At 56.7% G+C, this 23,626-nt stretch carries 23 protein-coding genes; 2 read left to right on the top strand and 21 right to left on the bottom strand.

The genetic code is table 11. The annotated features are described in order from the left end of the window. Nucleotides 1-73: 73 nt before the first annotated feature. Together VGH19_16715 and VGH19_16710 are read right to left on the bottom strand one after the other, a co-directional pair. Entirely contained in the window at nucleotides 74-1,036 is a 963-nt protein-coding gene (locus VGH19_16715; GenBank protein HEY1173013.1) for a DUF72 domain-containing protein, read from the bottom strand. A gap of 133 nt (nucleotides 1,037-1,169) precedes the next feature. Next, a complete protein-coding gene (locus VGH19_16710; GenBank protein HEY1173012.1) occupies nucleotides 1,170-1,385 on the bottom strand; it encodes a SlyX family protein in 216 nt (71 codons plus the stop codon). A gap of 94 nt (nucleotides 1,386-1,479) precedes the next feature. Here VGH19_16710 and VGH19_16705 point away from each other — a divergent pair, with 94 nt between their 5' ends. Further along, nucleotides 1,480-2,235 (top strand): hypothetical protein, encoded by a 756-nt coding sequence (locus VGH19_16705; protein HEY1173011.1) that lies wholly within the window; start codon nucleotides 1,480-1,482, stop codon nucleotides 2,233-2,235. An 87-nt stretch (nucleotides 2,236-2,322) separates the two neighbouring features. Further along, nucleotides 2,323-3,225 (top strand): hypothetical protein, encoded by a 903-nt coding sequence (locus VGH19_16700; GenBank protein HEY1173010.1) that lies wholly within the window; start codon nucleotides 2,323-2,325, stop codon nucleotides 3,223-3,225. 108 nt (nucleotides 3,226-3,333) lie between these two features. On the opposite strand, the gene murI is transcribed toward VGH19_16700, so the two are convergent. The 19 genes from murI to VGH19_16605 all read right to left on the bottom strand — a co-directional run. After that, on the bottom strand, nucleotides 3,334-4,197 hold the full coding sequence (murI, locus tag VGH19_16695; protein HEY1173009.1) for a glutamate racemase: 864 nt from the start codon (nucleotides 4,195-4,197) through the stop codon (nucleotides 3,334-3,336). 21 nt (nucleotides 4,198-4,218) lie between these two features. Further along, on the bottom strand, nucleotides 4,219-5,223 hold the full coding sequence (locus VGH19_16690; GenBank protein HEY1173008.1) for an N-acetylmuramoyl-L-alanine amidase: 1,005 nt from the start codon (nucleotides 5,221-5,223) through the stop codon (nucleotides 4,219-4,221). 33 nt (nucleotides 5,224-5,256) lie between these two features. Then, entirely contained in the window at nucleotides 5,257-6,273 is a 1,017-nt protein-coding gene (locus VGH19_16685; protein HEY1173007.1) for a DUF6807 family protein, read from the bottom strand. A 50-nt stretch (nucleotides 6,274-6,323) separates the two neighbouring features. Beyond that, nucleotides 6,324-6,830 carry an iron-sulfur cluster assembly scaffold protein gene (locus VGH19_16680; protein ID HEY1173006.1) on the bottom strand — a complete coding sequence of 169 codons (507 nt, stop codon included), beginning with the start codon at nucleotides 6,828-6,830 and terminating at the stop codon, nucleotides 6,324-6,326. Nucleotides 6,831-6,844: 14 nt separating this feature from the next. Then, entirely contained in the window at nucleotides 6,845-7,396 is a 552-nt protein-coding gene (locus VGH19_16675; protein ID HEY1173005.1) for a rhodanese-like domain-containing protein, read from the bottom strand. 198 nt (nucleotides 7,397-7,594) lie between these two features. Continuing rightward, nucleotides 7,595-8,857 (bottom strand): cysteine desulfurase, encoded by a 1,263-nt coding sequence (locus VGH19_16670; GenBank protein HEY1173004.1) that lies wholly within the window; start codon nucleotides 8,855-8,857, stop codon nucleotides 7,595-7,597. Between the two features lie 39 nt (nucleotides 8,858-8,896). Further along, on the bottom strand, nucleotides 8,897-9,463 hold the full coding sequence (gene sufT, locus VGH19_16665) for a putative Fe-S cluster assembly protein SufT (GenBank protein HEY1173003.1): 567 nt from the start codon (nucleotides 9,461-9,463) through the stop codon (nucleotides 8,897-8,899). Between the two features lie 66 nt (nucleotides 9,464-9,529). Next, entirely contained in the window at nucleotides 9,530-9,958 is a 429-nt protein-coding gene (locus VGH19_16660; GenBank protein ID HEY1173002.1) for a SufE family protein, read from the bottom strand. 133 nt (nucleotides 9,959-10,091) lie between these two features. Next, nucleotides 10,092-11,450: a Fe-S cluster assembly protein SufD gene (sufD, locus tag VGH19_16655; protein HEY1173001.1), complete on the bottom strand. Its 1,359-nt coding sequence runs from the start codon at nucleotides 11,448-11,450 to the stop codon at nucleotides 10,092-10,094. A 16-nt stretch (nucleotides 11,451-11,466) separates the two neighbouring features. Then, a complete protein-coding gene (gene sufC, locus VGH19_16650; GenBank protein ID HEY1173000.1) occupies nucleotides 11,467-12,225 on the bottom strand; it encodes a Fe-S cluster assembly ATPase SufC in 759 nt (252 codons plus the stop codon). 93 nt (nucleotides 12,226-12,318) lie between these two features. Then, entirely contained in the window at nucleotides 12,319-12,606 is a 288-nt protein-coding gene (locus VGH19_16645; GenBank protein ID HEY1172999.1) for a GxxExxY protein, read from the bottom strand. 128 nt (nucleotides 12,607-12,734) lie between these two features. Continuing rightward, on the bottom strand, nucleotides 12,735-14,186 hold the full coding sequence (sufB, locus tag VGH19_16640; GenBank protein ID HEY1172998.1) for a Fe-S cluster assembly protein SufB: 1,452 nt from the start codon (nucleotides 14,184-14,186) through the stop codon (nucleotides 12,735-12,737). Between the two features lie 19 nt (nucleotides 14,187-14,205). Beyond that, nucleotides 14,206-14,649 (bottom strand): transcriptional repressor, encoded by a 444-nt coding sequence (locus VGH19_16635; protein HEY1172997.1) that lies wholly within the window; start codon nucleotides 14,647-14,649, stop codon nucleotides 14,206-14,208. A gap of 106 nt (nucleotides 14,650-14,755) precedes the next feature. Then, nucleotides 14,756-16,201: an alkaline phosphatase D family protein gene (locus VGH19_16630; protein ID HEY1172996.1), complete on the bottom strand. Its 1,446-nt coding sequence runs from the start codon at nucleotides 16,199-16,201 to the stop codon at nucleotides 14,756-14,758. A 16-nt stretch (nucleotides 16,202-16,217) separates the two neighbouring features. Continuing rightward, nucleotides 16,218-17,612, bottom strand: a complete 1,395-nt coding sequence (locus tag VGH19_16625) for an HTTM domain-containing protein (GenBank protein ID HEY1172995.1) — start codon at nucleotides 17,610-17,612, stop codon at nucleotides 16,218-16,220. Next, a complete protein-coding gene (locus tag VGH19_16620) occupies nucleotides 17,602-18,753 on the bottom strand; it encodes an imelysin family protein (GenBank protein HEY1172994.1) in 1,152 nt (383 codons plus the stop codon). The genes VGH19_16625 and VGH19_16620 overlap by 11 nt, the downstream gene beginning before the upstream one ends. A gap of 11 nt (nucleotides 18,754-18,764) precedes the next feature. After that, nucleotides 18,765-20,204, bottom strand: a complete 1,440-nt coding sequence (locus VGH19_16615) for a di-heme oxidoredictase family protein (protein ID HEY1172993.1) — start codon at nucleotides 20,202-20,204, stop codon at nucleotides 18,765-18,767. Beyond that, the gene (locus VGH19_16610; GenBank protein ID HEY1172992.1) at nucleotides 20,204-21,382 is read right to left on the bottom strand and encodes an imelysin family protein; all 1,179 of its coding nucleotides are present in this window, start codon (nucleotides 21,380-21,382) and stop codon (nucleotides 20,204-20,206) included. Before VGH19_16610 ends, VGH19_16615 begins: the two co-directional genes overlap by 1 nt. Nucleotides 21,383-21,503: 121 nt before the next feature. Further along, a partial coding sequence (locus VGH19_16605) for an immunoglobulin domain-containing protein (protein HEY1172991.1) occupies nucleotides 21,504-23,626 on the bottom strand: 2,123 nt, incomplete at its 5' end.

Below are 23,626 nucleotides of genomic sequence, written 5' to 3'. Positions count from 1 at the left end.
TTAGGGAGAGCCGTCTACGCGTCAATCACAGCATGGACATTTCGCGCGAAGTAATAACCGACGGGAGGAAGCTCTAACCCCTCATCTTTTCCAAAACCCTCAACAAACTCATCAACGAATTCCCCTCTAACCGATTCGCCATATACACAAAGCACCGCTTCGGCGCCGGTTTCTGCTTCATCTCCAAAAGCATCCTCGCCGCCGCCTCAACCCCCTCCGGATAAGGACTGCGGATTTCCTCGAACGGCTCGAACAACTCCCCGGCCGCCTCAAAACTCATCCCCGGCTGTAACAGCAGACGCGCCACCACGAAATCCGCCGTCATTGCCTCAGGCATCGCCCATTGATCCGAAATCTTCGGCATCTTCGTCCAGCTCGTGAACACATGCGCTATCCCGTATTGCCGCAGCATCGCGAAATAATCCGGATGCAAAAACGAGCGATTCCGCACCTCCACCGCATAACGCCACCCCACCGGCAGACTGCCCAGAAAATTATCCAGTTGGACGATGAAATCCCGCCCCCGCACATAATCCTCCATCTTGAAATTCGAGAACTCAAAGATCAGCACGCCCACCTTCTCCTTGATGCACTCCAGCGGATTCAGAAAATCCCGCACGAACACCTCCGGGCTCAGAAAAAACGGATTCAACTGCCCGCCCTTCTCCGCAAAGCGCGGGATCTTGGGAAACCGCTTCACCGTGATGTCATCCGTCACCTTGAACCCGAACTCAAATCCCGGCGGCACTAAAGCCGCCAGCCCCTGCGCATACTTCTCCGTGGGAAAATTGTAATACGCCGCATCCACACTCACCGTCGGAAACACCGTGGCATACTCCTCCAAACACTCCTTATTGAACCGCGCCTGCGAGAACTTCCCCCGCGTCTCATACCGGTCCCGGTCATACAACTGCCCCAGCCATCCCGGATACTTCCACGAAGACGTCCCCAGAAAAATCCCCTCCGTCGCCAGCTCCCGCACCGAAGCCCGCAACGTCTTCAAATCAAAACTGCGCTGGGCCTCAAACAGACTCATGCGATCAACTCGTTAAAGCCTGAGGGAATGTAAACCATGGCATTTAGAAAGCGCACGGCACTCGTTCGTCCTTCTCCCCTCGGAGGGGAGAAGGAATGAGGATGAGGGGTGCCAGAATTCCCCTGCTTCCTCCTCACACACTGTAATGCGGCGGCTTCGCATTCGTCGCCTTGATGCGCTCCAGTTCCTGGCTCTCCACCGATTTCGAGAGCTGCTGCTGTGCGGCCAGTAGACGCGTGATGATCTTGCTCTGCTCCGTCACCACCTGGTTCAACTGTTCGCATAAGTGCTCCATGTGCGTGACATTCGTTTCCAACCGCAACAACCGCTCTTCCAACGATGAATCCATGTCTTCATAGTAAGGCTAAATCATTTGTCCGGGCGAACAATTTTGCTTCCTTCTATTTGGTCAGGCGTGAAGAATCACATCCGCCACCAAACTTATGAAATCGGAGAGACCACCTGCGGGCTACTACCTGACCAATGGTCGAGCTGTTAGTTTGTCCGAAATGTATCGGATGGCCGGATTTTGGCGTCTTCCTTTTGCGTTTTTATACAAATTAACAACAAAACCGAGCGCGCCGTTTTGGATGCCCGGAACGTCTGACGCATTGGATTGCTCCCGCACGGAACTCCCTGCCCAAGTTTTAGAAAAGCTTCAAGCCAATCGAGCAGATATCCAAGCACTTGGATTCAACGAATTTGCTTACGGACAAGATCGCCGCTCCTTAGTCCCAGACCTTCGTGAAAACGGAAGCATCTCGTTTCTCCATCAGGAGCGGAATATCACCGCCATATTGCTCTACACCAAAATGGTGATTGAATCCTTGGCCAACCGGGAGATTGAAACCACCATAGTCGCGTTCACATCTGCCATTGGAAACACTGCTCTCACCGCTTCCAACGACACAAAAGGTTTCGACGTGATACCAGGCAGGATTTTTGTTCCGGTTAACTCGAACTCCCCAACAGTTATTTTTTCTGCATTCAAGAATGCTTTGAACAAGTCTGGCAAACAGCCTCGCGTGTTTAATGACTCTACGGAGGCCAACCAATGGCAGGACCAAATGACTTGGGAAGCATTCACCCATAGAGTTCACCGCCAACTTTTTATCAAAATGACGGACGCAGAAGTTGCTGAAGCTGAAAAGGTGATGAAAGAACGTACCGCACAACTTCAGAACACAACATCCCATTGACGCAGTCACGACAAGTTTGCACCCTCGCTGCCCATGATTGGGAAGCACCAATGCAGAATACTGGCCGTTTTGTTTTTCGCATTGCTGATGAATTGTAGCATTTGGGCCCAACCCGCCCCCAAGCCGCTCCCCGACACCTGGCTCGCCGACGCCACCTATCCCGATTTCCTCCCCCTCACCAATCACTGGACCACCGCCCAATCCGGCACGCTCACGAACGAAGCCCTCATCGGCAAACTCCGCGTCTATTGGCATCCCCCGGCGAACACCGAACCCAAATCCGTCCGCCTCTGGTCCAGCGCCGATGCCCCAGGCAGATGGCGCGCCCGTGATTGGCAACCGCTGGCCATGGAAAAACGCGGTGCCCGCTGGGAAATCGCCCTGCCTGTGGAAAATGTCGATGTGCCCATGGTATATTTCGTGGAAGCACAAGCTGAACAAAAGCACCTCACGGCCATGCGCGTCTGCCGTCCGCGCCTCGTCGGCCTCGAAGAACCCAGCCGCATCTTCTGGCCCTTCCTCGAAGGCTTCGAGGAAGAACTCTGGAGCTGGCGCACCGTCACCGATGAACCGCATTTCACTCCTGTGGAAACCGGAGCAGTGATGAAGAATGGCAACGCCGCCCTCCGTCTTATCATCCCCGAAGGCAAACGCTCCACCACCGTCACCACCACCCGCATTCGCGGCTGGCAACTTGAACAAAACTTCGCGAACGGCATCCGCCTCTGGGTCCGCACCGCCAACGGCTCCGCCAAACTCCGCTGCACCCTTCAAGCGAATGCCTTCTCCTCCAAGCAAGTCATCTCCCTCTATCCCGATGAACCTACCATCACGACGGATTGGCAGCCCGTGGACCTCATGCTGAACAAATTCCCCAAGATCACCATCGGCGAAGTAGATCTGCTCTCCCTCGAACTCATCGGCCATGGCCCCATCGAGGCCTACGTGGACGATGTGCAACTCCTCGGCCGTTGGCGCACGGTAGACTAACGTAGCCGCCGAGGTAACGAGGCGGAACTCTTTAGCCGTAGCAGCCGACGTAAGGAGGCTCTAACTGAAAAACTTAAATCAGAGCCTCCTCACGTCGGCTGCTACTTATCAACGCATAAGAAAATCACTCAGATGCTCCCCCCGCCGTCTCCGATCCCATGGAGCCAACGGCACCAATACCGCCCGCTCTGTCGGATAACCCAGAAACCGTTCCGCCAGATCATTGAACCGCTCCACTTCATCCGTCACAAACGGCTGGATGATACCCGGCCGACGGCGGCGTTTCACCAACAGCTTCAGTGTCATTAAACGTTCATGCACATGCTCAGCACACGCTTCTGCTGAATCCACCAACTGCACATTCTTCCCCACAACCTCACTCAACAACGGCTTCAACAAAGGATAATGCGTACAGCCTAGCACCAGCGTATCCACTTTCTGCTTCAGCAACGGTGCCAGATATTCCTTCAAAACTGACTTCGTGACCTTGTGCCGCACCCACCCCTCCTCCACCAGCGGCACCAATAACGGACACGAACGCGCCACCACCTTCACCGAATCATCACGCGATAAAATCGCCTTCACATACGCCTGACTGCGGATTGTGGAAGTCGTGCCGATGATGCCGATGCGCCCCGTCTCCGTTTTCTCCAAGGCCGCCCGAGCCCCCGGCAAGATCACGCCGAAGATCGGCACATCGAAGCTGCGTTCCAACGTAGGGATCGCCCACGCCGAAGCCGTATTGCACGCCACCACCACCGCCTTCACCTGCTCCTGCACGAGAAATTGCGCATCCTCACACGCAAAGCGCACCACCGTATCCGGCGATTTCGTGCCATAAGGCACCCGCGCCGTGTCCCCGAGATAAACAAAATCCTCTCGCGGCATCACGCGCCGCAACTGCCGCACCACGGTGAGTCCACCGATGCCGGAATCGAATACGCCGATGGGAAGATTGCTGTCCAGCTTCACAGAAAAATGATCGGGCTGGGCTTATTGCCGTTCCACGATGCGCTTGTATTCCTTGATGCCATCGGTGATGCCCTTGGCCATCGTCCGCCGATGGGAGGAACTGCGGATCTTGCTCGCCTCGCCCGGATCGGACATGAAGCCCGCCTCGACCAGCACGGCAGGCATATCGGAATAACGCAAGACGGCGAACCGCGCCCGGCGCACGCCGCGATCATCTGCCCCAGTAGTTTTCAACAACGTTCGTTGGATGCTATACGCCAGCAGACTGTTCAGTTCATCATTCTTGTTACCGGGAAAACGGACTGCGGTAGCACCTTCACCCCGGGCATTCGTAGAACTGGCCCCCGGCGGCGTCAGGGCAAACACTTCCGCACCTTTCGCTCCTCCGCCCGCCACGCCGTTAAAATGCAAGCTGACGAAAAGATCGGCATCAAACTTCTGCGCGACGAAAGGGCGTGATTCCAACTCCACAAACTTGTCGGAAGTCCGCGTCATCACCACCTTGAAACCCGCTGCTTCCAATTGCAATTTCAGCTCCTTGGCGAGCAGCAAGGTATAACCCTTCTCCTGCCCGCCGCTGTTCTGATTACCCGGGTCCCTCCCTCCGTGGCCGGGATCGATGCAGATGGTCTTCACCTTCGTCCCGGGCTTCAGCTTGGGCGGAAACATCACCGGATGGATGGTGTTGTCCAGATCGAGCGTGGCGATGCATGCCGCCCCCCCGCGCAAGACAATCGGCGCCGACAGCCAGACAGTCACTCCGTTCAAGGTCATCCGCTTGTTCTCGATCTCGAACTCAAGCTTCGACCATTTGCTGCTGATCTGCAGCTCTTTCGACGCCCGGGTCCAGACATGATTGAAACTGTAATGCTTCGCCCAATCATCCAGTTGCACGTACTTGAAACCGTTCAGGGCGAAGGTGGACAGCTTGCCCTCTTGGGCACGCGCGGCATCTGGCCACAACAGCGCCAGGGAGCAGCACAAAAACCATAGCTGTCTCATGCGGTGCCAATGTGCCTGTGCCATGCCGATGCTTCAAGTATTCGCTGCCGCAGCCGCTTACTTTTTTAGCGCCTTCACGTACGCCGCATACGCTGCATCGCTCGCCGCGCGTGATTTCGCCTTCTGTTCGGCAGATTCCTTGCCCGGCGCTTCTGGCGCAGAGGCTGGCGCGATGAGGAAGCGGTAGTTCACCGTGAGGTTCTCATCCTTCTTCATCGCCTTGTCGAAGAAGAAACCGAACCGCCCGTAATCGCGCCAGGAGAGTTCCTTGATGGGATTTGTGGGCGCGTTCAGTTCTGTGCTGGTGTACCAGTTCGGCCCTACTGGAAATAGCAGACGGCACCATTTGAATTGATCACTCACGATCTTACCGCCACCAGCCGGCAAATCTGGCTCCCACAAGTAGCTCGTCTCTTTCACGCGATCCGCCACTTCACCCGCCGCACGGAAATGGATACCGGCGTGCTGCAGATCGCCGCCGAGATTCAGATCACGCGCCGCTTGCAGCTCGAATTTCGCATCTACCTGCGTCGTCTTGCCATCGGGCTGGCTGATGACGAGCGTGCGCGTCTCGCTTACGAGTAAATTATTGTCGCTCGCATCCTTCTTCTCCGCACGCCAGGCGATCTTGGCCACTAGCGTGGCGGAGTCAGACGTAGTCTTGGCTGGCTCAAGTTTGGTGATCTCCATGCTGCCACCCTTCATGTGCCAGCAATCAGCGCTGCCAAGATCTGAAGTGATCTTGTTCCAGCCGATGTAAATGCCGCGATGATGCGGGAACTTGCCTGCCGTCTTCCCCTCAGCATCCAGCCCGCTATTGGTCAGCAACTCACCTTGCGTGCCATAGACATGCAGATAGGGTTTGAACTGCCCCTCGCCGAAAACCAGTGCGGCAACCTGTTTACCATCCCGCTTCACCATCGCGACCTTGCCCGGCCCATGAGGATTCTTCTCCTCCGTGACCGCCCATTGCGCAGCCATAGCACTGGCAAACGTGGAGAAAGAGACAGCGGTAACTAGCAGGCTTGCGGAGAAACTGAAACGACGGTTTACACCGGTCAAAATGGATTGCATGCCCCAGTGTTAGCTCGGGCAGGTGGAATCGAAAAGCACGAAAACGTGCGTCACTTCTTCGCCGGAGGCAGGAAGCTGATCTTCAAACCGGCCTTCTTCTCCTGCCCCAAGCTATCGATCAAATTCGTGCCCGTGGATGCAGGTTCCGCCACTGCCGCAGCAACGGCTGGCGGACAGTCCTTCGCCGTCGGTTCCAAAGCGGAACGCAACGCGCCCTCCACCAACTCCGCACAATGAATCTTCATCGGCGGTAACGGTCCCAAGCCGCCGGACAGGTCTTCCGTCTTCAAGGCGAGGGCTTCCTCTGCCGTCTTCCCCTTGATGAGTTCAGTGGCCATGCTGGCGACCGCGATCGCCGTCTCGCAGCCGAACGATTGGAACGTCGCCTTGTCGATGACGCGCTTGCCCTTGTCATCCTTGAACTTCACCCACAGGCGCAGCATCTCACCGCAACCCGCATTGCCCACCGTGCCGATGCTATCCGCATCGGCCATCTCGCCCACGTTCTTGGGATTGGCCAGCGCCTCGCGAATCTTCTTTTCCAAATCAGCGTTCATCGAAAATAAACTTCTTAACCCAATTGATACTGCGGAATGCTCGCATCCACTTCCTGCGACCACGCATCAATCCCACCGCGCAAGGCCCGCACATTCTTGCAACCATGACCGAGGAAATAAGCAGCGCCGTCCAAAGCCGTCTTGCCCATGTGATCAATAACGACGAACGAAGCATCCGGCCCCCATTTACCAAGGATCTCCTGCATCAAGGGCTGGGAAAGCAGAAGCGAGCCTTCGATCTTCACCGCGTCGTATTCCTCACGCGAACGGATATCCAGCAAACGGATGCCGGTATTCTGCTGCAACTGGCTGGCGAGTTCCTTCGGCGAGATGAGCACCTTCGCATCCTGCTCATGGCTGCTGCGGATGTGCGCGAGCACTTCGTCCACATTCAGGTTGTTGTTCCGCGCGCAGACCTGACCAAGCGTCTCCGTCGGCTGAAAACCGCAACTCGAGCAGCCACCGATGTGATACTTGCGAAAGAGCGCACGTTGCGCCCCCGGATACGCGAGCAACACCTCGCTCATCGGCGAGTTCGCTCCCACTTGTTCAGCTACGACAGACATAAAAAATCATTCTTAAACCACAGATTAACACAGATGCACACAGATAGCGAAACAACGCTCCATCTCCCTCGCCCCTCGGAGGGGAGAGGGCCGGGGTGAGGGGTGCCGGGCTTCCCCTCCGCCCTTTCCTTCAACTCATGCAGAATTGCGTCCAAAACTGATGCATCTGTGTTTGCCACCGGTGCTACCGGTCTGTGGTTAAACAAAAAGCTTTTGCACCTTGTGCAGAATTTCGATGAAACGGTCCACTTCCGCCTTCGTATTGTAGAAGTAGAAGCTCGCCCGCAACGTCGCTGGCACACCCAGCTTGGCCATCAACGGTTGATTGCAATGATGCCCTGCCCTCAATGCGACACCCTTCTGATCCACCATCGTGGCGATGTCCAGCGCATGGGCATTCGGTAACACAAAGCTCACCAAACCTGCCCGCCCTTGTTTCGGCCCGAAGATGCGGATGCCTTTGAACTCTGCCAATTTCGCCGCCGCATACTCAGCAAGTTCCTGATCATGTGCGAAGATGCGCTCACGCCCGATGGCATCGAGGTAATCCAACGCCGCATGCAATCCGACCGCTCCCGCGATGTGCGGCGTGCCCGCCTCAAACCGATGCGGCGGCACATTGTAAACCGTATCGAAATACTCCACCTTCGAAATCATTTCGCCGCCGCCTTGGTAAGGCGACAGGTCTTTCAGGATTTCCTTGCGCCCATACAACACACCCATGCCCGTAGGACCGCAAATCTTGTGACTCGAAAACGCGAGGAAATCGCACCCGATCGCCTGCACATCGATGGGTAAATGCCCCGCGCTTTGCGCCGCATCGATCACCGTCACCACTCCTTGCGCCCGCGCCTTCGCGCAAATCTCCGCCACCGGATTCACCACACCCATCGAATTCGATATGTGCGTGATGGAAAGAATCTTCACCCCATCCGCAGCCATCTTATCAAGACGGCTGAGATCGAGCGTTCCTTCATCACCAGTCACCGGGATGTAAGCAAGCTTTGCACCCGTGCGCTTGGCGACCATCTGCCACGGTACCAGATTGCTGTGATGCTCCAGCTCACTGATGAGAATTGTGTCACCCGGCTTGAGGTGATCCAGCGCCCAAGTCGCCGCCACGAGGTTGATGCCTTCCGTCGTGCCACGCGTGAAGATGATCTCGGACTTGTCGCGGGCGTTCAGGAACTGCGCCGTGCGTTGACGAGCATTCTCGTAAGCTTCCGTCGCACGATTGCTCAATTCATGGATGCCCCGATGCACATTGGCATTCTCATGCTCGTAGTAACGCTGGATGGCCGCGAGCACCTGCTTGGGCTTCTGGCTAGTCGCGCCGTTGTCGAAGTAGATGAGCGGCTGGCCGTTCACCACCTCATTAAGGATGGGGAAATCAGCACGCAACGCGGCCCAATCGGGAACGATCGGTTTCTGCGGTGCGGACAATGTGGCGGTAGCGCTCATCTCATCAATATACCATGAAGCAACAGTAGCTGCGTGCGCTTACATCAAACCCAATTGCAAGCGCGCCGCTTCCGTCATCATGCCTTGATTCCACTGCGGTTCCCAGACGAGTTCCACGTTCACTTCTTGTACATCTTCGATGCTCAGGATTTTGTTCTGCACGTCCTGTTGCAGCACCGGCCCCATACCGCAGCCAGGCGCGGTCAGCGTCATTTTCACATCCACTTTGTAGCCCGCGCCGCCATCCGCCAGATTATCGATATGGCAATCATAGATGAGGCCGAGGTCCACGATGTTCACCGGGATTTCCGGGTCGTAGCACGTGCGGAGCTGATCCCAGATATGCTTCTCGAGTTGCTCCTTCGTCACCGGTTGGCCAGTGGTCGAGCGGATTGTCGTCTCCTTCACTTCCTTGCCCAGCGCATCGGCATTCTTGCCATCAATGCGGAACATGTTGCCATTCACCACCACGGTGTAGCTGCCGCCCAGCTCCTGCGTGATGTAAGCCTGCTCGCCCTGCTGCAAGGTCACCTTCGTGCCCACTGGCACCACGGCGGCATCCACATCCCGCGTCAATGTCACCGTCTCTTGTGCTCCGTAACTCATATACTCTTTCCTCAGTTCGCAGCTACAACTTCAAGGCAAAGTTCAACCGCTTAGTTTTCAATAAATTCAATTCACCGCCACCAACTTCTCCTGCGCCAACGTCTTGACCCGTTCCATCATCGCAAACAAACCATTCTTCCGCGTCGGACTCAAGTGCCGGTCCAAGCCTAATTTCAACAGATGCGCCTTCGCATCCGCCTTCAGCATCTCTTCCGGCGTGCGATCATTGAAGATCAATTGCAACACCGCGATGAGACCGCGCACGATGAATGCATCACTGTCCGCCAGCACCGTGAAGGTGCCGGGCTTCGTCGTGCTCGGCACCATCTTCATCCACACCATCGCCTGGCAGCCGTGGACGCGATTCGCCTCCACCTTCTCCGCCTCCGGCAATCCAGGGAGCTTCTTGCCCAGTTCGATCAGGTAGCCGTAACGCTCTTCCCAATCGCCCAGCAGCTCGAAGTTTTCCACCAGCTCTTCAATCGTGATCGACATGCTTGCTTCGTCGTTCGTTTTCCAACTCATTCACCAAGCAGGCGTGACGCCTGCGATACAGCCCGCGAGACGCGGGGCACTACGTAGCGCAGGCCTCTGGCCTGCCGTACCGCCGTCCGTCCCGGCGGCTCTTCTAGCTATCGTGCAAATGCGGGTTCATTTCCAGCCGGTCCCACACGATTTTATCCAACTCTTCACGGACCGCTTCCGTTTGCACGCGATCAATGATCTCGCCCGCGAACGCATGCATCAACATCCGGCGCGCCGTCTTTTCACCGATGCCACGCGCGCGAAGATAAAAGATCTGCTCTTCATTCATCCGGCCGATCGTCGCGCCGTGCGTGCACTTCACGTCATCCGCGTAAATCTCCAACTGCGGCTTCGCATCCGCTGTCGCGTCATCGCTCAGGAGCAGATTGCGATTCGTCTGTTTCGCATCCGTCTTCTGCGCGTCCGGCTTCACCAAGATGCGGCCGTGAAAAACACCCTTCGATTTATCATCGAGGATGCCGTTGAAATACTCATGGCTCGCGCAATGCGCCTTCGCGTGTTCCACGATCATGTGATGATCGATCACCTGTTCGTTGCGCGTAAGGTAAAGCCCGTTGAGAATCGCTTCGAGTCCTTCGCCATCCAGCTTCGTGCGCAAGTTGTAACGCGCCAGCTTGCTGCCGAGCGCGAGCGAGTGCGTCCACGCCTTCGACGTGCGACCGAACACGCCATGCAACGCCGCGAAATGAAACGCGTCCGCCGCTTCATCCTGGAACTTCACGTGTTCCACCCAGGCATTGTCGCCCACGACAAGTTCCGTGATGGCATTTGTAACGTAAGGTGCCTTGGCCAAGCTCACGTAGCTTTCCAACAAAGTCAGCTTCGCACCCGCCTCCACGATCACCAGATTCCGCACATGCGAGGCAAAACCAGCTTCCGTCGCTGTGCTCAGATAGATCACCTGCACTGCTTGCTCCACCACGGCATTCTTCGGCACATGTACGAAGAGACCATCCGTGAAGAACGCAATGTTCAACGCCGCAAATGCATTCGCTTCATTACCGGAATAACGGCCGAGATGCTTCTCGATGAGCGCCGCATCCGTCGCGAGCGATTGCTTCAAGCTCGCCACCTTCACCCCAGCGGGCAAAGCCGTGACGTTCGAAAGCGCCGCTGCATAGTGACCATCCACGAACACCAAGCGTGAGCCCGGTTGATCCGCGAAAGGAAATTGCTTCAAGTCCGCCAGCGTCACGTTGGCTGAGGCCGGTTCCGTGGCCGGAATGAACGGCAGCTTGGCCGCGTGCGCCACGTTCGTAAAGCGCCAGTCCTCGTCGTGGAGCGTGGGATAGCCCAGTTCGGCGAACTGCGAGATACCGGCCTTGCGCAGCGGGAAAAGCCACGCCGGTTGCTGCTTGGCGAACGTGCCTTCCAGCCGGTCAAACGCGGCGAGACGGCTGTCGGCTTCGGCAGCGATAGGTTTGTTCAGGGTCTGCGTCATGTCAGTGCCGCTTGAATTACGCGGTTTGGAGTTCGCCCTTCGTGATCCAGTCGTAGCCCTTTTCTTCCAGCTCCAGCGCGAGCTCCTTGGTGCCGGACTTCACGATGCGCCCATTGTAGAGCACGTGCACGTAGTCAGGGACGATATAATCGAGCAGACGTTGATAATGCGTGATGACGAGCTGCGCATTGTTCGCGTTCTTCAGCTTGTTCACGCCCTCGGAAACCACCTTCAACGCATCGATATCCAGACCGGAATCCGTTTCATCGAGGATCGCGAGGCGAGGCTCAAGGCACGCCATCTGGAAGATCTCGTTGCGCTTCTTTTCACCGCCGGAGAAGCCTTCATTCACCGCGCGCTTGAGGAAATCCTCACGCAGCTCGAGCAGCTTCGCCTTCTGCTTCACGAATTTCAGGAACTCCATCGCGTCCAATTCCGGCAGGCCCTTGTGCTTGCGCACTTCATTCACCGCCGCCTTCAGGAAGTAGGTGGTGTTCACACCGGGGATCTCGATGGGATATTGGAACGCGAGGAAAACGCCTTCGCGGGCGCGCTCTTCCGGGTCCATTTCCAGCAGGTCTTTGCCAAGATACGTGGAGGAACCGCCGATGACATCGTAGCCATCGCGACCAGCCAGCACCGACGCCAGCGTGCTCTTGCCGCTGCCGTTCGGTCCCATGATCGCATGGACTTCACCCGCCTTGATGGTCAGGTTCAGGCCCTTCAAAATCTGTTTCTCTTCCACCCCCGCCTGGAGGTCTTTGATCTCAAGAATCGTTTCGCTCATTTGCTGTTTCTATTTCGATAAATTTTCTTGGCCACAGATTGAACACAGATGAAACACGGATTGTGTTCTATTTATGGCCGTTCAAAACACCATTCGCTTAAATTCTACTTTTGTTCTGCCAAAGTTGATCAAGAGTCCGACCTTGATCCCGGAAGCCTTCAGTTCATTCAGCAACTGCGCTTCATCTTCAGCATTATAGTTTTTCGCCACTTTCAATTCTACCAGCACCACATCATTCACTAGTAAATCCGCCGCAAAGTTTCCGACAACAGTGCCTTTATAATTAACTTTTAACGCACATTCAGTTTCAGCCTTAAAACCAGCCTTCACCAACTCAGCCTGCAAAGCCTTCTGATAAACACTTTCCAAAACCCATAACCTAACACTCGATGCACCTCAAATGCAGCACCAATGATCTTTTCAGTCACATCAGCATGTAAAATCTGCACCTGCATCATCTGTGTTTCTTCCGTGTTCCATCCGTGGCTAAATAAAAATTAACCAACGCTTCCTTCCAAACTGACACCCAGCAGCTTCTGCGCTTCCACCGCGAATTCCATCGGCAGTTCCTTGAACACTTCTTTGCAGAAGCCGTTCACGATCATGTTCACCGCGTCCTGCGTGGAGATGCCGCGCTGGTTGCAGTAAAAGATCTGGTCCTCACCGATCTTCGAGGTCGTCGCCTCATGCTCCACGCTGCCCGTGGTGTTCTTCACCTCGATATACGGGAACGTGTGCGCGCCGCACTTGTCACCGATCAGCAGCGAATCGCACTGCGAGAAGTTACGCGCATTCGTCGCGCTCTTACGGATCTCCACCAGACCGCGATAGCTGTTCTGGCCGCGACCCGCCGAGATGCCCTTCGAGATGATCGTGCTGCGCGTGTTCTTGCCGATGTGCACCATCTTCGTGCCCGTATCCGCCTGTTGTTTCTGGTTAGTGAGCGCCACGGAGTAGAACTCGCCCACCGAATTATCACCGAGCAAGATGCAGCTCGGATATTTCCACGTGATGGCGGAGCCCGTCTCTACCTGCGTCCAGGAAATCTTCGAGTTACGGCCCTTGCACATGCCGCGCTTCGTCACGAAGTTATAGATACCGCCGCGACCTTCCGCATCGCCCGGATACCAGTTCTGCACCGTGGAATACTTGATCTCCGCATTGTCATGCGTGATCAGCTCGACAACAGCCGCGTGAAGCTGATTCTCATCCCGCATCGGGGCCGTGCAACCTTCCAGATAACTCACGTGCGAGCCTTCATCCGCGATGAGCAACGTGCGCTCGAACTGTCCCGTCTTCGCCGCATTGATGCGGAAATACGTGGAGAGTTCCATCGGACAACGCACACCCTTCGGGATGTAGCAGAACGAGCCGTCACTGAAGACCGCAGAGTTCAGTGCTGCGTAAAAATTATCCGTGTAAGGCACCACGGAGCCGAGATACTTCTTCACCAGTTCCGGATGTTCCTTCACCGCTTCTGAGAACGAGCAGAAGATGATACCCTTTTCCGCGAGCGTTTCCTTGTATGTCGTGCCCACGGAGACGCTATCCATGACGACGTCCACGGCCACACCCGCCAACCGTTCCCGCTCGCGCAGAGGAATACCCAGCTTCGCATACATCTCGAGCAGCTTCGGATCTACTTCATCGAGACTCTTCGGCGCATTCTTGCCCGCCTGCTTCGGCGAGGAGTAATAGATGATGTCCTGGAAGTTCACCGGCGGATAATCCACATGCGGCCACTGCGGCTCCTTCATGTTCACCCAGTAGCGATACGCCTTCAAACGCCATTCGAGGAGCCATTCCGGCTCGTTCTTCTTGGCGGAAATGAAACGCACGATCTCCTCGCTCAGGCCGGGAGGTGCGGAATCCGCCTCCACGTCCGTCACGAAGCCGTACTTATACTCGCTCTTTACGAATCCTTCGATTGTCTCTGTCGCTGTGCTCATCTTATCGGAAATCTAAAAATTAATTGTGCTTCTGCGCGCACGCCGGGCAAACGCCCTTCAAGGTCAGGTCCATGTGCTTCACCTGAAACCCACGCGGCATCCGGGCCCCCGCCGCTTCCAAGGGGTTAGTCAGGTCGATATCAAACACCCCACCGCATTGCTCGCAATGGAAGTGGCTGTGGTCCATCATGTTAGGACAATAACGGCTCGCCCCGCGATCCAAGTTCACCTGCTTCACCACACTGCACTTCACCAAGGCATCCAAACAGTTATACACTGTCGCCATGGAGATATCCGGCGTCTTTTGCTTCACGCGAATGAAAACTTCCTCCGCCGTGGGATGATTCCGCTCCTCCAGCAACACCTGATACACCAACTGGCGCTGCGGCGTCTGGCGCAGGCCGCTATGGGCGAGCTTTTCATTCAGCTCACCACTCATGCTTGCGTTTGATTCCAAACTCATAGATAAACTCTCCCTCCATTACCCAGACCTGTCAATATTTAGAATAATTCTAATTATTAACCCAGTCAGCCCTGATTTTTATGGACGAATCATCAACCGTAGTGAGCTATTTCAATATCCGCATCGAATGAAGCGATGTGCCTGACTCATCTTTGAAGGTGATTTGCAACTGCTGCAGTTTGCCAAACGTCCCCTGCTCCACCAGTAAAAAGCCTCCCACCGGTTTAGGTGAGGTGAACATCTGCTTAACTTCCCCTCGGGGATCGGTTGATTTTTCAGCACCTGGTTTTGGGCCCGTTCGGGCATTCTGGGTGTTTAACGCCCCACAGGCAAATTCTTGGTATCCGCTAGGATGCTGGGATTGATACTGCCAGTGCCGGTCGCCGCAGAGGATGAAAAACTGGTTGGTACCGATGTCGTTCGCCTTCATCCACTCGAAGAACTCCTCGCCCTCATGCCGAAACCCTCCGATATTCGCATGGTTGTCCCGCTTGGATGCATCATCCGGCCCGATCATCGGCGTGGGTGAGATAAGCAGTTTGAAGGTCGCATCGCTCTCCTTCAGCGTGCGCTTGAGCCATTCCTTCTGCTCCTTCCCCCAGATGCTTTTCTCCGGTCCATCCCGCATCTTGTTCGGGCTGCGATGATCACGTCCTTCCACAAACCAGAGTTGCAGATGCCTGCTGACCCTGTGAGTCCGGTAAGTGACGGCATTTGTATCCGCCGGATCCACCACCGGCAACTGCTCGCGAAAAATGCGGATGCCCAAGCCGTGGGACGGCTCTTGCTCCTGCGTGGAATCCGCATCATTGAACCGGTAGTCATGGTCATCTTTCAACCAGTAGGTGGGCGTGATGGCGAATAGCTGGTTCATGGTCACCTGCACAAATTGCTCGTGCCATTTCCTCCGCATATCCTGCACCGTTTTAGCCCGCGTGGCCAAGGGGTTGTCGTAATAGACATTATCGCCGTTGCCGATATAGAAATCCGGCCTGATACGGAACATCGATGTGAACGCCACATATCCGTTATCCTTTTCCACGCCCAAGGCCGCCCCCTGTCCTTTGCCATCCTTTCCACTATGAAAGACAGCATAATTCATGCAGCTCCCCATCACGAACTTCACCGGCCGTTCAGAACTCTTGCCGCCCAACGTCCGGAAAACTCGCGCGATATCAGGCAACGACTGTCGCTCGTGGGAACCGAAAACTGGACGATAATAATACTCCGTATCCGGCTTCAATCCTGTGACCCTGGTCTTCACCATGAAATCTCCGTCCGGACGGGCATTCATCCACGCAGTTTGGATTGGCTTGGGAAAGGTCGGATGCTCATCGATCTCGAACCGCAAAACACCCCGCATGCCCGGCACATCACCGTCGATCACCGATTCCGCCCCCGTCAGTCGTGCCTGCAAAATCACACTGTCGGTGGTGACTTCCCCTGCCAATGTCCCTTGCCCCAAAAAGATTTGGGCAGAGTGAATCGGATTGGGCGTGAACGTCATCCATAACCAGCAGGCCAGTAAAGCTCCAGGCAAAGAGGCTTTCATATTGAACAAATAGTTATCATTTCGCTTTGAACGGCACAATCCAGTCTGCAGGCAATGGACCGGTCAGGTCGATTCCCGCACGGATCAAACGTTGACTGGGATGCCCGTTGATCGTGGCATAGGAACTCACATGGATCTCCACCCTCTCACGTTCGCTCGCGGAAAGATCCTTGGCCAGCCGGCACGCCATCTGCCGGATCATGTCCGGATCTTGCGCCATCATCACCTTCTGGCGGGGCGTGATGAGATGGTCCACACGCAGTCGTTCCTTGCTCCGGCTCTCCGGTGACACAGCGAAGAACTCCACATATCCCGTCTTCTCCACCAGCATCACTCGCCAGGAAAAGTTGAAACCCCGGCCATCCCAGGCCCCTTGCTGCGGGTAAAGAAACGGGCGTAACGGAAGCGCGATCTGAATCAAAACATAACAGCCCAACATCATTAACCCGGCCCGTTGAAGCTGTCCTCCGCGGATGTTCGTCGATGTCCGCTTTCCGCCGGTGGACTCTGGATGTTTGCCTTTCGCCAGAAACCGTCCAAATCCCTCCGGCGGAAAAAATATCAACGCGGCCACCATCATGATCCACGGAAACATGCCGATGTTGAACAATACTGCCGTCATGCCGTGGAAAACGATCACCGCCACACAGGCAAAAGGCCGCGTTCGCGACCTCAACAAAAGGAAAGGGATGAAGAGATCATACAAGGCACCCGCCCAACTCGCGGCATACGCCACCCACACCTTGGCCAGAAACGGCCCGATCCAGGGCAGATCGCTCCGTGCTGCCAGCCATATCCGCATCGGCTGCGCCTCTAAAAGCCAGTCCCCATTCAATTTGGCCAGCCCTGCAAAGAAAAAAACCGCACCCACCTGAAAACGCAGCAGCCATACAGCCCACACCGGCACCATGCCACCGGGCTCCCTGCGGGGAGCACACGCCCACTTCGCATCCGCCGGCAGAAAGATCAGCAAGCCGCTGAGCAGGCTGACGAGATAGTAGTGGTTCAGATACGTCGTCTGATCGATCAATTCCAGGTAGGTGAACCCGCTGAAAAACAACGCCGCACAAAACCGGTGACGCCAACCCGCAGCCACACCTAGCGCAGCCAATGCAAGTCCTGCCACCAAACCGTACATACCCCATCCAGGCAGCACCTTGACCCACGGAAACCATTCCCAAGTGAAGTGAAACGCTGGAGCCAGATACAATTCCCGTACCCATCCTTTTACCAGCAGCCGAACCATGGCGAAGGCCATCACGCAACCGAACAGGATGCGAAAAACTGCCAGGGATGCCCCATCAACCGGCTCATTGACCCGCTTCAGGCAGACGTCAAGCCAGCCCGAACGCACCAGTGCCGGACTGCATTCTTCGAGCGAAGACGCGCCTATGGTCGCTTCAGTCGCCATCGGTGGAACTGAATAAAAGCGTGATGCCCAAGCTGCTGATCACATCGAGTTTGATCTGTATCTCCAGTTCGCGCAATTCGTCATGAGCTTTTTCCATGGCGGCATACCGCTTCACCAGAGCCTGGTCCACCGGCAGCTCCCGAAATGCCTTCAACGCCTCCTTGCCCGCTTTCAACCGCTGCTCCATGCGCTCAGCCAGACCGGGGTTCACATGCTTCACGTAATCATCCAATCCGAGACCGCCACCACCGCGATAAAGTTTCTCCAATCCCGCCAATTCCTCCTCCATCACCCGCACCGAAAGCCCGCTGGGATAGCCCTCGATCTGGTCGTAGCGCAAACTGCGGTTCGCGAACTGGTCCACATACAGACGGATCAAGTTCACCACCCCGCTTTCCAGTTCATCCAACAAGCCGTTCACCGCCAGATCAACGCTCGTTTGACCGCCTTTGACATAATTGGCAATAAAAGCCGGGTCATCAACTGTGGCCCGCACCGGCTTCAGCATCTCCATCATTTCACGCGCGGCTTCACGGACATAGATTCTCCTGCGCTCTGCTTGGTCGCCTTCCAACAACCACTTCGCCGCCAGCCGCGGTGTGCCAGTTCTGGCAGGTTTCCCATCCTCCCCCACCCATGCCGTCTGGCCTTGCGGCAAGTCGAACAAAAGATACTCCAACGTGTACAACCCCTTTGCCGCCGCACCTTGCTCCGCCAGAGAGTCCTGCGTGATAGGCTCCGTACCCCGGATTACTTTTTCGATGCTGACGGGGTAAACCGGTTTGAAACAAAGCGCAGACCAATATGCCCGGTCCTTCACCGGCCCGAATTGGATCCATTGCATTCGCTTCCACGCCAGACAGGCATCCACCCACGCCTGTTGCACCAGCCTGACATTTTCAGGCGATGGTTCCATCGCAAGTTTGGCCGAAAATTTCTCCAACCCCTGGCACTTGTCATGAAACTCCCGGATACCCGGAACCAAAACCTTGGTGGCGATATCCTCCAACATCGCCGGACGGGAAAACTCCTTCGTTTGCGCAGCCTGTGCCATGCCACTGCCTGGAACCGGCGACACCACCATCCACAAACAGGTTCCGAGAACACCCGCGCTTACGACGCCTGCAATCCAGCTTCTCATAGTTGAAATCATCATAACGACCCTAGAAAGCGCAGCAACGCCTCTCTCTCCTCCTTCGGCAGGACACGGAAACGCTCCCTTGCGTGCTCTGCCTCACCTCCATGCCACAAAATCGCCTCCGCCAAATTCCGCGCCCGTCCGTCATGCAAAAAATCCGTATGCCCGTTCACCGTCTTGACCAGACCGATCCCCCATAAAGGTGGCGTCCGCCATTCACGCCCCGACGCCTCGAACACCTCCCGCCCATCCGCCAATCCCTCCCCCATATCATGCAGCAACAGGTCCGTGAACGGCTGGATTGTCTGGTTAGCCAGTTCAGCCAAATCCACCTGGGTCCCGGTCTGCAAAACCGGTTGATGACAATCCGCACATCCGATATTGCGAAACAGGGATTCCCCGCGTTGCACTACCAGATGCGTCACCTCCCGGCGGGCGGGAACCGCCAACGTCCGCGAATACAACACCACCGCCTCCAACATCTCATCCTTCACCTCAGGAGAACCGCCACTGGGCAGCACCGCCAGATTCGTCTGCGTCGCCGTATGGTTTTCATGGGCAAACATGGAAGTCGTCAAACCCATGTCCTCGTTGAACGCACCCGCCACCTGTTGCCGCACCGAAGGTTGCTCCGCCTTCCACCCAAAGCGCCCGGCCACCTTTTTGTTCCCAGCCACATCCCACACGCGGTTGAGTCTTCCCGAAATTCCATCTCTATTCCTGTCCTCTTCGTCCGCCAGCCCCAGCAAAGTCTCTTCGGTCACAGCCTCCAAAAGTCCCAATCCGATCACCACCGGCGCCACACGCATCGAAAGACGCGCCTCCCTGCTCAGCGCCCCATACGCCGCGTTCGTGACACTGTAACGGGGGCGCCTGAGAGAATAATTATCGCCGTCACCATAATTTCCCGGGATCTCCTCCCAGTCCACCAGCACCTCCGCCTCACCCGGCACCCCAGGCACCGCTCGCATCTGCAACTGCCCGCCATACACCGGTTCCGGCACAGGCGCACCAGTCTTGACATCCTTCCCCGGCAGACTCAAACGCACCACCAATGTCTGGGCAGGCACTCCCGCCTGCGGCCCGCGATCCCGCCCATCCTTGAAATGGCACGCCGAACACGACCGCGCGATGAAGATCGGCCCCAAGCCATCGCGTGCCGAGGTAGAAGCCGGAGCCGCCACCCAGTTCTCGTTAAAAAAAGAATTCCCCGTGAAAAACTGGGCCCGCCTCTCCGCTGGCAGATTACGCGCCGCAAAAGTGAACGCATTCCGGCTCGTATCGAAAACTGTAGTTTCCCCACCGGACAATGTCCTTGGATCAGCCGCCGCTGCCGCCTCATCTGAAGCATGCACCAGCAAACCCGCCACGCTCCCGGCAGCCAGCAAAATCCCAAGCACGGTCGGCAGCTTGATATGAACGGGGAAAAATTTCATCGGCCAAACACGCGACATCACAAATTCAATTGAATACCCAGCTCTTTGGCCGCTGACGCCAGCGTCCGCGTCTGCGCCTGCAACGCATCGATCGCCCTCTTCAACGCCACCCGGCCTGGCGCAGTATCACGCCCCTTCATCGCACGGTCAAAAGGTACAGGCACCGCCCTCACCGCCGCCAAGCTCTCTCCCAGCTCTTTCGCGAAACGATCCGCCAGCATCGGGCTTCGTTCACGGATCACGTCCAGCAAACCGGTGCCGCGTATCTCAGTCTTGTCCGGCCGGCGGTAAATCCCGGTGCAGACATTCATGATCCCCACCTGGTCATAATGCATGTCCTGATGCGTCGTGTCGCTGAAACAGGAATGCTCATCCTCCTGCTCCTTCGTCGTGTAGGCCACCATGGTGCGTTCCCCGCCCAGTTCCGCACCGCTGAAAGCACCCATGCCCCGGATGACTTTCTCAAGCGATTCATGCGGCGTGCCCGCCAGAAAATGTCCCCGGTAATTGGATTCCTTCCCTGGTGCCCATTCATCTGCCACCTGCTTCAAATGCTGGATCAAAAGCGATGTGGCCAGACGGAGATACTCGCCGCGCCGCACCGCATGTCTGCGCTCCCCCAATGCAGCAGGCACGTAATCCAGATACGAACGACCGCCCGGTCCGTCATCGCTCAAATCCTGTCCCCACAGCAAAAACTCGATCGCATGCCACCCAGTACTGATGTTCTTCTCACCTTCCTTCTCATTAAAACCGGCCAATGTCTCCAAAGTCAGTTCGGGGAAATTCTTGGGATTGTTGATAATGCCGGCATTGGCATCTTCGACCGTATAATCGATGTAATTCTCATCGATCGGCCAGGCATTGATAAATCCTTCCACCTCTTCGATCGGCCCATCATAAAAACGTGCCACCTCTGTCTGGAGATATGGCACCCGGGCGGACACCCATGCCCTGCGGGCGGCAGCCAGCCCGGCTTCCGAAGGCTTTTCCACAAACGTGGCGATCTCCTTCTCCATCCTCCGCGCCCCCGCCCACGCATCCGTATACGCAGCATGGAGAATATCCGAGTAATCCCGCAAAAATCGTTGCACCACAGTCACCGTGCCATTGGCCAGCAGCGGCCGCAAAACCGATCCGACGGCGGCAGCAGAAAGCAACAGGAGAAACTGACGACGGCAGGCAAACCGTTTCATGGCTAAAATATAGTTAAACTTAACAGTCCATCCAGCGAAAGAGCGGGACTTGGGTTTTCCCAAGCCCCGCCTGAAAAACTACCCTGACCGGTCACCCGGTCAGGGTCTTGAATCCTGCTTGTTACGGAGCCACTTCCAGTGCGCGGTAGAAACGCTTGTTCTCGCCCGGCGAAGTCTGATCGATGTAGATCATCGGGCTGGTGCTCAGCGTCACGCGCTCCAGCGTGGTCCAGACCGGAGTGCCTTCCAAACTCTCCGTGTACTGAACGTCATACTGGGCACCGATCGGACCGGCGATGGCCACACCGGCATACATGGCGATGTCCGTGACGGTCAGGGCGACCGTGGTGGAAGCCACGGAACCATTGGCCGAAGTGACCACTGCCACGTATTGACCAGCATCACCCGTTGTTGGGGACGGGATGCTGTAGCTGGTGCCGGTCGCGGTCGCGATCGGCACGCCGTTCTTGTACCACTGGATGGTAGAACCGGCCGAGGCGGCGACTGTGAAGGTGGCGGCAGTACCGCTGCCCACGCTCACCGGGGTCGGCTGGCTGTTGATGGAGGGCGTGGTGCCATTTACATACATCACCAGCAATTGGCCACCTTCCACGAGTTCCGGGTCGTTACCAACCACGGCACCATTGTGGATCTGGTTCACGATCAAGTAGGCACCGTTGCCAAGGATGTCGCGCATGTCGATGACGCCGGAAACTTCTTCATCTTGCGTGATGAAGCCGGGTTCACCGCTCTTGAACAAGGACTGTTTGGCCTGACCGAGAGCAATTAAGCCGTCGGTTGCAGGATAGTATTTGTAGGCACGGGCTAGACGGGCGTTGTTGCCCGGGTCTTCCGTGATAAGGATGTTGCCATCCTGATCCACCACCATGTTGTCCATCATGATCTGGCCTTCCGTGCCGTTAAGCATCATCTCAATCACCCCACCCGCTTCCGGGTTGGCGATATCGTTGAACGTCAGGCGCCAGAGGCGGCTCGGTAGCGAGGCACTGGCCGTCGTGAGGAAGTAGAACTCACGAGGATTCAGCGGATTCCAAGAACCATCCTCCACGCGCATGAACGCGGTTACACCGGCACCGTTGCCTACCGTCTCCAGTTGGTTGAAGGTGGCGACCCGAACATCAGTCAGGGCGCTCAGGTTCACGAGCGAGAAGTTGCGTTGCACCTCGGTGGTGCCCGCGACTTCCTGCGCCAGACCAGCCACGGAAACCCCGTAGAGCTGACCGTTCATCAGACCGGCCTTCTCCACATCGCTCGCGCCTGTGGTCTGCTTCGTGCCGATGTAGATGTACACCTGTGAGTCCGTCGTGCCGTCGTCATCCAGACCGACCACGATGGTCTTGTCCTGCATGTAGGGGCTGGCCACCACGTTTTCCCAGGAGGCGCGGCCCAGCAGCGGGAGCTGCCAGGAGTTGCCCGTTTCCGGACCGGAGGCGATGTGTGCCCAAGCGCGGGACTGGGTGGAGAACTCTTCACCATTCATGAAGATGCGGTTCTGCGTGCCCTTGCCGTTGCCGCTGTTGTAGAAGGCGCTCACCGGCGGGAGATCCGCCGAGCAGAAGCGGCCCATCAACACATTGACACCCAGTTCATAGACGAAGCTGTTCGTGTTGAAGGTATAGACATTCGTCATGAGGTCCTGACCGTTGAGAACCTGCAGCGTAGCCTTGTCAATGATGAGCTTGGAGACAAACGTGCCCTTCGCACCGTGCGCGCGGGTGATGCCCAGCGTCTCGTTGATCTCATGGTTCACCAGCGCCGTGAAGGTGCCGTTGGTATTGTCGTAAGCACCGAGACCATCACCGAGACCGACATAGCGCCAGCCGGGGCTGTTAGCTGCCGTGTCACCGACGGTGATGATGGCCGTGAAGTCCACGCCCGCAACCAAGGCTTCCACCTGGGGATCTTGGGATGAGCTGGGACCGCGAACCGGGATCGTGATAGATTGCGGAGCGCCTGCACCACTGCCGCTCATGATGCGTTCTGCGCCGAGCGCGGTCCAGTCAGCCGCCCAGTTGACGCCGCTGAACGCGCCTTTGTAGTTCGCCAGCGTGTAGAACGAATCTGAGGGAATGCGGCTGGTCGTCAATGCCGGGCTGCCGGTTGCCGGACGCGGGTCCAGACCACCATCATCGGTGCGGCTGATGCCCTTGAGGAGGGGGTTGGCCACCGTGTTGTTGCGGGCCGTGTCCGTGAACAGCACCTGCGCCTGCGTGCTGGCCGCCA

The sequence above is a fragment of the Verrucomicrobiia bacterium genome, from assembly GCA_036405135.1.
Taxonomy (GTDB): Bacteria; Verrucomicrobiota; Verrucomicrobiia; order Limisphaerales; family JAEYXS01; genus JAEYXS01.
This window is presented reverse-complemented; position numbering and strand designations above follow the sequence as displayed.